Genomic DNA, 12,492 nt, shown 5'->3' with positions numbered 1-12,492 from the left:
GAATTGATAAAAGCAAAAAAGTAGTCTGGGTGGATGAATTTGTATTTCATCCACCTGTCTTAAATTTGAAATAAACTATTTTTCCTCAAGCGTTTTCCTTTGCCCACTTTGCCCCGGCTTCCAGGACCTGCTGGTTGAAAGCAATGACTTTGGGCTTTCCCGGGAAGTTTTCGGCAATGGCTTCCTTGAAGGCTTCATCTTCGAGGCCGGTTACGCCGAGGCCCAGGAGGACTCCGAGCATGAAGGAGTTGGCTGCCCTTTCGTCCCCGGCTTCTTTGGCTTTTTCGGTTGAAGGGACTGCGACGGCTTTGACACCTGCGGGGGTTTCGACCTCCCCGATGGTGGCGTCGTAGAGGATGGTCCCGCCTTCTCTTACGGCCCCTTCGAACTTTTCAAGGGAGGGGCGGTTCATGGCGATCAGGATGTCCGGGGTGTAGACTGTTGGAGAGCCGATGGGCTGACCGGAAATCACAACCGAGCAGTTTGAAGTCCCTCCGCGCTGTTCCGGACCGTAGGAGGGGAACCAGGAGGCGTTGAGGTCTGCCTTTACTCCTGCCTGGGCAAGGATCAGGCCCATGCTCAGGACGCCCTGACCTCCGAAACCTGCAATCTTGGTCTGGACAGGGGTAAAATCTGTCCTGGGGGGGATTTCCTCGGCTTCGGCTTCAATGCCGTAGAGCTTGTCCAGAGTTTCCTTTGTGAAGTCGCTGGTCCCGCGGTCGAGGGGTTTTGCTTCTTCGGAGTTGTCCCTGAAGTTCTTGAGCGGGAATTCCTTTTCCATCTCCTCATTGATGAACTCGATAGCCTGTTCGGCGTCCATCTTCAGGTTAGTCGGGCAGGCGGCAAGCACTTCCACAAAGGCGTAACCTTTGCCGTCGCGCTGGATCTCCATGGCTTTCCGGATGGCCTTGCGGGCTTTCCTGATGTGGGAAATGTCTGAAACCGACACCCTCTCGATAAAGACCGGGGCTTTCAGGTTGTCAAGGAGCTCGCACATGTGGAGCGGATAGCCTGCAAAGCGGGGGTCCCGGCCTTCGGGGCAGGTGGTGGTTTTTTCACCGATCAGGGTCGTGGGAGCCATCTGTCCGCCGGTCATGCCGTAGACGGTGTTGTTCACGAAAAAAACAGCAAGTTTTTCGCCCCGGTTTGCCGCCTGGAGGGTCTCGTTCAGGCCGATTGAGGCAAGGTCGCCGTCACCCTGGTAGGAAATGACCACAGCGTTATCCTCAGCCCTGGAAACCCCGGTCCCGACCGCAGGAGCGCGGCCATGGGCGACCTGGATGTTGCCTGCATCAAAATAATAGTAAGCAAAGACTGCACAGCCCACAGGACTGATCATGACGGTCCTGTCCTGGACCCCGAGGTCGTCAATGGCCTCGGCAATGAGCTTATGCAAGACCCCGTGCCCGCAGCCGGGGCAGTAGTGGGTGGCTGTGGGAGCGGCTCCACCCTTCCGGGTGAATTCCGCATACAGGGCGTCAGGCCTTTTGATTACCTTTTCATCGCCTATGATTTTTGCTGCCATTTTCATGCCTCTCCTGCAAGTTTTCTGATTTTGTCCATTACCTGGTCAAGGGTGATCAGGTTTCCTCCCATGCGGTTTACAAGTTCCACGGGCTGTGAGCAGCCGATGGCAAGCCTGATGTCGTCTACCATCTGTCCATTGCTCATCTCCACTGAGATGAAAGAGCAACCTTTTTCAGCCAGGACTTTTAACTGCGCCCCGGGGAAGGGGAAGAGAGTCTTTGGCCTGAAGAGCCCTACCTTGAGGCCTTCCTTTCTGGCAAGGTCCACGGCAGACCTGCAGATCCTGCTGCTGATCCCGTATGAGACCAGGACGACTCTGGCATCGTCTGTCAGGTATTCCTCGTAGTCAACCTCGTTTTGCTTGATCAGTTCGTATTTTGCCTGCAGCTTTTCGTTAAACTGCCCAAGCTCGTTGAAGTCCAGGAAAATCGAAGTGACCAGGTTCGGCCTTGTTTCGGCTGTGCCGTTGACTGCCCAGGAAGTATCTATTTCGGGAACAATAGCTTCTGTCGGGAATTCCAGGGACTCGATCATCTGCCCGAGCACCCCGTCGGCCAGGACCACTGCCGGGTTCCGGTATTTGAAGGCAAGCTCGAAAGCTTTCATGGTCATGTCGCACATTTCCTGCACGGAGTTCGGGGCAAGCACGATATTCTGGTAGTTTCCGTGTCCTCCTCCTTTTACGACCTGGTTGTAGTCCCCCTGTTCGGGACCGATGTTCCCGAGCCCCGGGCCTGCCCTCATGATGTCCACCACCACACAGGGAAGTTCCGCGCCTGCCAGGTAGGACATCCCTTCCTGCATCAGGCTGATCCCGGGTCCGGAGGAAGAGGTCATAACCCTGTGACCGGCTGATGCTCCACCGAAGACCATGTTGATTGCGGCTTCTTCGGACTCGGCCTGGACGAATTTCCTGCCTATTTTCGGGAAATATTTGGACGCATCGTGCAGGATTTCACTTGCCGGCGTGATGGGGTATCCGAAGAAACAGTCGCATCCGGCGTAAAGTGCCCCGACGATTACAGCGGAGTTGCCTTTTATGAGTTGTGTTGCCATCTTTTATACCTCCTCCTGCCTTATTCGGCCTTTTCCTCCTTTAGAGGGATGTGAATTTCGATTGCCAGGGGTTCAGGGCAGGTGTAGAAACAGTTCGCACATCCGGAGCAGCCCTCGCCCTTGTATACCACATAGTGGTACCCGCGTTCGTTCAGCTCCTCACTCATGGAAAGCACGCCCTTCGGGCATGCCAGGAGGCAGCGGCCGCAGGCTTTGCATTCAAGGATGTTGATAACAGGGTACGGTTCTTTTTTATCACTTTTTGACATAGCGGACCTCATATTGTTTTAATTCTGGATACTGACAGGGCTCCTCGATGTTTCTCTGTCCATTTTCTGCTCTCAGGTCCATTTTTCCGTTTTCTTCTATGGACTTTCAGTCCCGGATTGGACTCAGTTGCCAATACAGGACTTTTAGTCCCTTTTTTGAGATCATCAATTTTCGTGAAAGAATGGAGAGCCTGCCATTTATCGGGATTAAATAAATGGAAAAACTTGATTATAATCAGGGAACGCAGCCCCGAAAAAATCCGAGGCCATAACATTTCAGAGGAAGATATCAGGGTACTTATGCCTTTTCCTTCGAGAAAGTTTCCTTTTGAATATCCGGCAAACCTGACCGGTCCTCTTAAGCGGGCTGTGTTCCTGACTGTGTTCCTGACTGTGTTCCTGACTGTATTCCTGACTGCATTATAACCGTTGTTATTTTTATTGATTCTGATCCTTATCACGGATTTCTACCCTGCGGATTTTTCCGCTGATGGTCTTCGGGAGTTCCTCCACGAATTCCACGATCCTCGGGTACTTGTAGGGGGCAGTGACTTTCTTTACGTGTTCCTGCAGCTCTTTCTTGAGCTCTTCCCCGGCCGTGTGACCTTTCGTTAGCACGATGGTTGCCTTGATGACCTGTCCCCGCACAGGGTCAGGAGCCCCGGTGATAGCACATTCGAGCACTGCGGGGTGCTGGATAAGGGCACTTTCTACTTCAAAGGGCCCGACCTTGTACCCGGATGTCTTTATAATGTCGTCGCCCCTGCCGACAAACCAGAGGTACCCGTCCTCATCCATCCAGGCCATGTCTCCGGTGTGGTAGTAGCCGTCGTGCCAGGTCTCCTGAGTTCTTTTTTGGTCTTTTCCGTAGTGGACAAAGAGCCCTACGGGTTTTCCTTCTTTCGTATTGATGACGATTTCGCCTTCTTCTCCCACATCACAGAGGTTTCCTTCCCTGTCCATCAGTTCGATCTTGAAGCCGGGAGTGGGTTTTCCGATTGATCCGGGTTTCGGTTCCATCCAGGGGAAGGTTGCGATAGTAACTACTGTTTCGGTCTGCCCGAAACCTTCCATGAGCTTGATCCCTGTGAATTCCAGGAAGCGGTTGAAAACTTCGGGGTTCAGGGGCTCTCCTGCGACCACGGCATAGGTAAGGGTGCCAAAGTCATACTGGCTCAGGTCTTCTTTAATCAGGAAACGGTAGATTGTGGGAGGGGCGCAGAAAGTGGTGACCCCGTATTTTGAGGCTTTTTCCAGCATGTGCTTTGCATCGAAACGGTCGTAGTCATAGACAAAAACAGCGCACCCTGCAATCCACTGGCCGTAGAGTTTTCCCCAGACGCATTTTCCCCAGCCGCTGTCTGCAACCGTGTAGTGCAGTCCGTCATCTTCCACATTTTGCCAGTAGCGGGCGGTAAGGATGTGCCCCAGGGAGTAGGTATGGTCGTGTTCTACCATTTTCGGGAAGCCAGCAGTCCCCGAGGAGAAGTAGACAAGGCAGATGTCTTCTTTTGTTGCGGCTTCGCCGGTGGGGCGCTCGAAGTCGGGGGAAGTTACCTCCAGTTCTTTCCTGAAATCAATCCACCCTTCCCGGCTTTTCCCGCCGACCACGGCTTTCCCGAGGGGGACATTCCCACATTCTGCATGGGCTTCGTCAACCTGTTCCGGGACTCCGTCCTCGGAGATGCAGACGATCATCTTGAGCCCGGCTTTTTCGATCCTGTAGACAATGTCCTGGGTTTTGAGCATGTGGGTTGCAGGCACGGCTATGGCTCCGAGCTTGTGCAGCCCAAGGATGCAGAACCAGAACTCATAGCGGCTTTTCAGGGTAAGCATCACGTAGTCGCCTTTCCCGACTCCGTGCTTCGCAAAGAAATTTGCAGCTTTGTCGCTGTAATACTTGAGGTCTTTGAAGGTGAAGATTTTTTCTTCCCCTTCGTCGTTACACCAGATCATGGCGCGTTTTTCAGGGAAGTCTTTTGCGTATTCATCCACGACATCGTAGGCAAAGTTGAAGTTTTCAGGAACGATGATCCTGAAGTTTTCGTGGAAATCCTCGTAGGATTCAAAATCGGTTTTTGGAACAAATCGGCTGAGTAAGGAAGTCATTTCGGACACCTGTCTAATTGCTTTCTGTTATTGCTTTCCGTGCTATGCTGTGGTTTTCAGGGTCGCGGTTCGGAATCAATTTTGATTCTTGAATCAATTTTGTTTATTGGTGTATCGGATTATCATCCTTTATTGATCAATTTTGATTCTCGGACGTTTTTATATGATCACGGCAAGGAACTTTGCAGGCTTTCCTTCCAGGGCTTCCATGGCGTGTTCGTAGTTGGAGTCAAAGTAGATTGAGTCTCCTTCTTTCAGGACGATTTCGTTGTTGTGGATATATACTTTCAGGCTTCCTTCCAGCAGGTAGTTGAACTCCTGCCCTGGGTGGGAGTTAGTCCCGGGCTTTGTCCCCTCGGGTTTGGGTTCGACAGTGACGATGAAAAACTCTGCCTTTTTGTGGATGAACTTCTCGGCGAGGTTCTGGTACTTATACTGCTTCCTCCTCTCCACACTGACCCCTTTTCCCTCTCGGGTAACGGTAAAGATGTTCATCCGCGGCTCTTCCCCGGTCAGGAGAGTAGCCATGTCCACCTGCATCTTGTGTGCAATCTCAAAAAGGACACTTGCCGGGATATCCTCTTCTCCGCTTTCGTAGTTTTTGTAGGTTTCTTCCGGGATCTGCAGATACTCTACCATTTTTTCTATTGAGATCTCGGACAATTCCCGCATTTCATGGACGCGGGCTGCGATTTCCTTGATTTTTTCCTGCATGCTAGTATCTTCTCCAGCTTGGATTTATAGGAGTTTTAATTAAAGGATTGTTGAAAAACCTTTGCCCCCTTCCGGGGTACCTGTACGCCATTGATATGGGATGTACACTTTACGGCAGGACCAGTATAAATGTGACAATAATAAATTCTTATTAATTTGATTATGATTCATTCCCCCTTTTCCCTCTCCATAAAAAGTTAATTTTACATTCCTATCAGGATTGCACCTCTATGCGGGGTTGCGCCTATACAGGATTGCACTTCTATGCAGGATTATGTCTCTATGCGAATTTTTCTGCGAAATCCACTTGCCCGGTAAATGGACAATACTGAAGATTTTATGACTAAAGAGTTTATGACTATGTACTGAAATTTTGAAGCTCTGAGGCTTATTTCAGAGTCCGCAGTCAAAAAGCTTTATACATCTCATGAGTTCAAATTAATTGGAAGTTTTATCTCAAAATTTTATATTTCTTTAATAATTCTATGATTTTCACTTCCTGATAAAAACGGAAGTGTAAATAAAAGTATCCAATTAATTCAGGCTGAAGATTCTCAATTTTGTTTTAATGCTGCTTCTGAAAAATACTCTTAATTTTTGTTGAAAAACCCAAAAATCCAGAGCATCTGGTTGATTCAAATCTGTTTCACTTATGGGTTAAGCAAATATTATACTATAACTCTTTAATTTTTTAATTTTGAATATTCATTCTTTTATGTTTTTTCATTTATTCCATCCCGATGCCGTTTTTAATATCTATTATATTATATTTATTCAAATCCACATGTTTATATCTAACGAAATTTAATACCTTTAATATTAGTCTATATCAAAATCTAATGGGGGTTATGTAGTGGTAACTAAAGCTAAAATAATTGCCTGTCTATCATTGTTTTTTTTAATTTTTGCGATAGCTCCAGGCTCAGGCTCAGCTATGGAAACTGTTGTGCATCCCGGGCAATCGATTCAGCGTGCTTTGAACGATGCGTCTGAAGGCGATATAATAACGGTTAAACCCGGGATCTACTATCGATACGTTGAGATCAACAAAGACAATTTGACATTGAGGTCTGAGGCCGGTCCGGATGAAACTTTCATCGTCGGGACTACCTACTGTGCTGATGTAATCCAGGTAATCGCCAATAACGCAACAATAGACGGATTTTCCGTTTCTGTGAACGCGACGACAAAGGATTACTTCAATAATAACAATAGTGATGTACACGGGATCTGTCTTAATTCCAATATCAACAACTGCGTCATTGAAAACAACAATGTAACAAACACCGATATTGGAATTAATCTTAACACTGTCAAAGACTTCACTGTAAAAAACAATGAGGTCTCAAACAATGGCGTTGGAATCAACCTGTTTAAATCGGATAATAACCTGCTGACTTACAATCTGGTACGTTCCAATGACTGTGGTATAAAGATGCAGATTTCGACTGATAACCTGATTTATAACAACTCCTTCAACAATACGATAAACGCCGAAGACAACAGGAAGAATAGTAATAAGTTCAATATCACCACCTTTGGTAACTACTGGAGTGACTATAAAGGGGAAGATGTAAATCCTGAGGACGGCATCGGAGACACACCTTACGCAATTGACAACAAGAATCGCGACTACAGGCCGTTGATGAACTCTGGTTTTGAATCGGATGAACCGCCAGTTACTCCAGAAACGCCTGCTCCATATCAACCTGTTGCAGCTTTTACAGTTGATCATGATTTAGGTCCTGCTCCTCTGACGGTTACTTTCACGGACAATTCGGAAAATGCAACAAGCATTGAATGGGATCTTGATGGAGACGGTATATTTGAAACTTTTAATGATCCCTCTCCAACATATGAATACACTGAAGCAGAGACGTACACGGTAACGTTAAAAGCGATCAACGGAACCCTTAATGACATCGCAACTCAGGAGATAACAGTTGATACTGCAGAATCTCCAATCAATCCTGTATTTCCGATCAAACCTGTCGCAGCATTCGAGGTTGAAATGGACTGGCTGATGGTTAATTTCACCGACTGTTCTGAAAATGCAACGACCTGGCTCTGGGACTTTGGAGATAGCAGTCAGTCAAATGTGCAAAACCCAACACATACATACACGGATCCAGGGAACTATAACGTCAACCTGACTGTGAGCAACGAAAACGGCACGGATTGGGAACTTGCTACAATAGAGGTTCTGGCACCTTCCGAACCATCTGATCCCGTCTTCCCTATTGCGAACTTCAGTTCCAACGTCACTTCCGGAGAAGCTCCCTTTACGGTGCAGTTCATTGACCTCTCCGAGAACGCCGACTCCTGGGCCTGGGACTTTGACGGGGACGGGGATGTCGATGATGCCTCGGAAAATCCCGTATACACTTACGAAAGTGCAGGTAACTACACAGTTAACCTGACGGTAAGTAACGGAAACGGCAGCAACTCAACGGAAAAAATCGATTTCATCACAGTGGAAGTTGCCGATGTTTCAGGTGATACAGGGGACTCCGGTGATGCTGGAGATTCCGGGGAAACCGGGGATTCTGAAAGCTCGGTTTCAAGCTCTCACCGTGGAGGTAGTGGGGTAGGAAGTGCAAAGATTATCCGCAAGGAAAAACTGGAACCTGTCGGGGAATCTGATCTTGCTTCCGGTTCGAATTCTCCGGGAGAAAACTCCGAGAAGTCCGACGAGTATAAAGCCCTGAAAGTACAGAGTGACATGGCAAATAATGTGGAGGCTTCAGGCTCCGAGGAAGAAGATGGAGGACAAATTCCCGGTTTTGTACTGCCTTTTGCAGCGATCGGGTTGGTTTCCGCGGTCTACGTGGTGAATAGAGGCAAAAAGAACAAATAAAGTAAAAAAGGCTTAAACTTTCTTAGTAGCAGCCGACTATAAGTGCCACAAGGTTATTCCGGTGATTTTCAAGTGCTTCCTTTGTGGCACCTTTCAACCATTTTTCTCCTCCGTGGACGGCGTGGTCTCCACAGATGAAGAAAATTGTGCCTTTTTCGGAAGCTGAAAAAATTTCTCCTAAATTTTTGTCAACAGCCTTTGCCGCTTTTTTCATTTCTGCCCAGCTTTCGGCCCTGTGGGAAAAGCGGTCAAGAGCCCGCAGGTGTACGGCCAGGATATCGGGTTTTTCCTGAAGGGACTGCACTGCATATCCCGTTATTTTTCGGTCATAGTCCAGGATGTCTTCGGAATTGGGTACCCCGTAATAATCTTTTATCCTTCCCCTGAAACTCTCGGCTCCTTCTGATTCGATCACGGCTGAAGCTTTTTTCCCTGCCTGGTACGCCCACTCCATGATGCTTTTCAGTTTGGGATTTTCAGGGTCTTTTGTTCTTTCAACGTAGATGTCTCCGGTTGAATAGATCCCGTGCTCTTCCGGAAAGTATCCTGTGAAAATGGATGCAATCGCCGGGGATGTATGGGTTGCCGGGGACTTGCATTTGAATAGGAGCCCTTTTTCGGCAAGCTCCCCTGTATTTTTCATTATCGAAGAGAAGTGCCTGTACAGGGAGTAGCCCAGGCTGTCAACGATGATTATAACCGCTCTTTTGCAGCTTTTTCCTTTTACAAAACCCATTACCTCGGGAATCGGCCTGCCAGTAGGCGGGACCATGGGTATTTCCAGTAGCTTTGAAAGCGTGGGGGCTATGTCAATGGTCCTGCACTCAAAAGATTTCATATATTCTCGAATGCATATTTGATCCTACTGTTTAAATGTGTTTCCTGAACCTGATAAAAACACGTTCCGGCTTTAAGTGTATATGAATTAATTTACAGTGAATAAAAAACCGAGGGAGGAAAGAGTGGGGACTGAAAGTGACAAAAGTTCCGGGGGGAGAGAAGCAACCTTTAAGAAAGGAGAAAAATCCCCGGAGATAGAAAACGAGGAAGCTCTTGAAGAAGAAGCCCTTGATGAAAAAGCCTCTGAGAGAGATGAACTTGATGAAGAAGCCTCTGAGGGAGATGAACTTGATGAAAAAGCTCTTGAAGGGGAGGAATTCTCCGAACTGATCAAATACACTCTCCCCGGCTACATTATCGGGCTTCTGGCGGGGGTTTTCCTGGACTGGCAGGGGTATCAAAGAAGCCCGGTTGGGCAGTGGCTGGTCCGGACGCTGGCAGGAGAAGGGGAAAGCATTTTTGAAGGCATTTATTCCGTGAAACAGCGCTTCCGGAAGGCCGAAGGGACAATGGCGGAAGCCTACGGCTGGGGAAAACTGTTCGGGCTTGCAATCCCCTGGTTCATAGACTTGGGAAGCCGGCTGGCAGGAGTGGACGTGTACGGAGTCCAGGGTTTTTATATCCCCTATTTCTATGCCCTGAGCGACCAGATCGGGGCTAACATTTCAGGGATGCTTTTCCTGAAAAAGAGGGAAGGTTCCTGGAATGCCGCTTTTGGGAAGTACTTTCGCCATCCTGTGATGCTGGCAAGCCTTGCGGTTATCACGCTTGTCCCCCTCGGGCTGCTGGGGGCCAGGTTCCTGGGTTTCAGCCCGACCACGCAGACCTACACAGCCCTTGAAACCATTGCTGCCAACCTTTGCTGGGTCCCGCCTGTGGTAGGCTGGTATGTGGAAAAATACCGCTAAAGGAATAATTTCAAAAGCTGCTTTCCCTTAACGCCGGTTCCAGGGCTCACGAAGGGTCGCTGGGCAGTTGTCCCGAAGTTCACACTCCCCGCAGTTCCTGGGGTGGGTCGGGCAGCCCGTATCCAGGGCGTAGGCAGCGGTGAGCCCTGCTTCTTGGTTTCCTGAATAGCGTTTCTCCAGTATCTCTGCCTTTCTTTCAATCCCCTCGGGATAAGCTTCAGGGTAATACCCGCTCCAGGCTACGTCTTTAAGCCCGGCATCCCTGCACTTTTCCGCGAGCCTTTCCATCATCTCTTTTTCCGGCCCGGGATGGTAGTACAGCACGAAATTCGGCCTGAACCCTATTAGTCGGTAGGGAATTTCGGGGTCAAGGGCTGCAATGTATTCCGCAATCTTTACGACCTGCTTATCGGTCATGCCGGGGATAGCTACTGTCCTGAAGACGCGGATCTTTTCCCTGGCATTTTCTGCAAGGTAGGAGGCGTTCCTGAGCACGGGCTCTACGGGTGCCCCGGTAAGTGCGCGGTGCACCTCGTCATCAAAAGCCTTTATCTCAAGCGTGATGCTGCTGCAAATCCCTGCAATCCTTTCCATTGATTCGGAAGTGCAAAAACCGCCGGTAGCAAGCCCTACCCCGAGTTTCGAACCCCTTTTCCGGAGGACTCCGGCTACTTCTTCTATGTAGGGGAGGTGTATGATCGGGTCGCCTCCCGTGAAGCTTATCTTGTCGATTTCTAACTTTTCTTTGAACTCTTTTCCTGAATCGCTGCAAGCAGACCTGCTGTATACAGACTCTCCGTATGCCCTGATCCTGGTTTCAGCATCAGAAACCAGTTCTTCGGGGCTGATATGCCTGCCGTACCACCAGAGAGGGTCCGGGTACTGGGAGATGCGGTAAGCGTTGCAGTGCAGGCAGCGGTAACAGCAGCCGAGCAGGGTTACGGAATAGCTTTTCAGGGTTCCGGAAAGGCTTGTTGCAGCGACTTCAGGGCTGCCTACCCGGCAGACTCCCCGCTCTCCTGCAAGGCGGTTTACACCGCAGCGCCATTCGCAGAGTTCACAGTTTTCAAGTTCTGACATTTCAATACGTCCAAACTACTGAAGAAGGGAAACAACATTAATTTTTTTCTCTATTAATGTGAATATTCCTGCCTATTAAACTGCATGCTTTTTGTAAGCAAGCTTTTTGTAAGCACTTTTTGTAAGCAAGCTTTTTGTAAGCACTTTTTGTAGGCAAACTTTTTCATGAACCTGGAAGCTGCACATTAACCTTTTTTTATATTTTATTTAAGAAATTTTCAACAGCATTATATTACAGAGCACCCAAATACTAATGGGGATTGGAATGGCTATTGCAGGTATTGAGGGTCTGGAGCTTTCTCCAGAATATATTATTGAAGAAATTCTCGGTTTGCACCGGGATATCAGGAATTTGTCCGATGAAGAAATCCTGTACGGGCCTTCGGAGCGAAACGGGGAACTGTTTGGGAAACTGGACTCCCTGATCACATTGGAGATGGACGATAAAACCGCCCTGGAGATTTTGCAAAAGGAAGAACTCGAACCGATTTTTACCGACATCATCAGGTTCAGGAACCTTTACACCGTAAAACTCGAAACCGAACATGCTAATGAAGTCCTTGCAGACGAATCACCCTGGGACGTCCTTGAGCAGTTTCCTTTTTACGGGAATTACCTCAAGCTTGTCCGCACGGAATACGAAGGGCTCGGGCTAAAAGCCGGGGACAGGGTTGCCTTCCTCGGGAGCGGGCCGCTTCCCCTTACCCTGATTGTTTTTTTCAGGCAGTACGGGGTAAAGAGCATCGGGATAGAGCAGAATTCCACACGGGCCTATATGTCAAAAAGAGTCCTGGAAAAGCTCGGGCTTTCGGAAGATATAAACATACTCAACGGAAACCATTTCTCCCTGGATGGTAAGGATTTCGTGCCAGGGCCCGATTCCGGGGTCAAAGCCCTGATGGTGGCTGCCCAGGCAGAACCCAAAAAGGAAATTTTCGGGCACCTTCTGGAGGTCATGCCTGTCGGGAGCAGGATTTCGTGCAGGATTTACGAAAAAGGGCTCAGGAAACTGCTGAACGGGAGCTGCCTCTTTGACCTGCCTGAGGGTTTCGAGGAACAGGAAAGGGTACATCCCGAGCCTCCGGTCTATAACACCGTTGTGTTTCTGGAGAAAAAAAGGTAAAAATGTGCC

At 48.8% G+C, this 12,492-nt stretch carries 10 protein-coding genes; 3 read left to right on the top strand and 7 right to left on the bottom strand.

Features of this window, described 5'->3' with window-relative positions:
* Window positions 1–85: 85 nt before the first annotated feature.
* The 5 genes from MSMTP_RS09655 to MSMTP_RS09630 form a co-directional block, all read right to left on the bottom strand.
* A complete protein-coding gene (locus MSMTP_RS09655) occupies window positions 86–1,525 on the bottom strand; it encodes a 2-oxoacid:acceptor oxidoreductase family protein (protein ID WP_048183277.1) in 1,440 nt (479 codons plus the stop codon).
* 2 nt (window positions 1,526–1,527) lie between these two features.
* Complete coding sequence (locus tag MSMTP_RS09650) at window positions 1,528–2,583, bottom strand: 3-methyl-2-oxobutanoate dehydrogenase subunit VorB (RefSeq protein WP_048178817.1); 1,056 nt, start codon at window positions 2,581–2,583, stop codon at window positions 1,528–1,530.
* A 20-nt stretch (window positions 2,584–2,603) separates the two neighbouring features.
* Complete coding sequence (locus tag MSMTP_RS09645; RefSeq protein ID WP_048183275.1) at window positions 2,604–2,852, bottom strand: ferredoxin family protein; 249 nt, start codon at window positions 2,850–2,852, stop codon at window positions 2,604–2,606.
* Between the two features lie 438 nt (window positions 2,853–3,290).
* Window positions 3,291–4,961 (bottom strand): AMP-binding protein, encoded by a 1,671-nt coding sequence (locus tag MSMTP_RS09635; RefSeq protein ID WP_048178813.1) that lies wholly within the window; start codon window positions 4,959–4,961, stop codon window positions 3,291–3,293.
* A 159-nt stretch (window positions 4,962–5,120) separates the two neighbouring features.
* Window positions 5,121–5,675 (bottom strand): cupin domain-containing protein, encoded by a 555-nt coding sequence (locus MSMTP_RS09630; protein WP_048178810.1) that lies wholly within the window; start codon window positions 5,673–5,675, stop codon window positions 5,121–5,123.
* A gap of 934 nt (window positions 5,676–6,609) precedes the next feature.
* On the opposite strand from MSMTP_RS09630, the gene MSMTP_RS17990 reads away from it, so the two are divergent.
* A complete protein-coding gene (locus MSMTP_RS17990; RefSeq protein ID WP_082090571.1) occupies window positions 6,610–8,532 on the top strand; it encodes a PKD domain-containing protein in 1,923 nt (640 codons plus the stop codon).
* A 22-nt stretch (window positions 8,533–8,554) separates the two neighbouring features.
* Here the strand turns inward: MSMTP_RS17990 and MSMTP_RS09620 are convergent, their stop codons facing one another.
* The gene (locus MSMTP_RS09620; RefSeq protein WP_048178808.1) at window positions 8,555–9,370 is read right to left on the bottom strand and encodes an alkaline phosphatase family protein; all 816 of its coding nucleotides are present in this window, start codon (window positions 9,368–9,370) and stop codon (window positions 8,555–8,557) included.
* Window positions 9,371–9,494: 124 nt separating this feature from the next.
* On the opposite strand from MSMTP_RS09620, the gene MSMTP_RS09615 reads away from it, so the two are divergent.
* Window positions 9,495–10,280, top strand: coding sequence for a hypothetical protein (locus MSMTP_RS09615; protein WP_231582742.1), 786 nt, complete (start codon window positions 9,495–9,497; stop codon window positions 10,278–10,280).
* Window positions 10,281–10,307: 27 nt separating this feature from the next.
* On the opposite strand, the gene MSMTP_RS09610 is transcribed toward MSMTP_RS09615, so the two are convergent.
* The gene (locus MSMTP_RS09610) at window positions 10,308–11,360 is read right to left on the bottom strand and encodes a radical SAM protein (RefSeq protein WP_048178806.1); all 1,053 of its coding nucleotides are present in this window, start codon (window positions 11,358–11,360) and stop codon (window positions 10,308–10,310) included.
* Window positions 11,361–11,625: 265 nt separating this feature from the next.
* Here MSMTP_RS09610 and MSMTP_RS09605 point away from each other — a divergent pair, with 265 nt between their 5' ends.
* The gene (locus MSMTP_RS09605; protein WP_048178804.1) at window positions 11,626–12,483 is read left to right on the top strand and encodes a nicotianamine synthase family protein; all 858 of its coding nucleotides are present in this window, start codon (window positions 11,626–11,628) and stop codon (window positions 12,481–12,483) included.
* The last annotated feature ends 9 nt before the right edge of the window (window positions 12,484–12,492 follow it).

Origin of the sequence: Methanosarcina sp. MTP4, assembly GCF_000970045.1 — an archaeon.
Lineage (GTDB): Archaea > Halobacteriota > Methanosarcinia > Methanosarcinales > Methanosarcinaceae > MTP4.
This window is presented reverse-complemented; position numbering and strand designations above follow the sequence as displayed.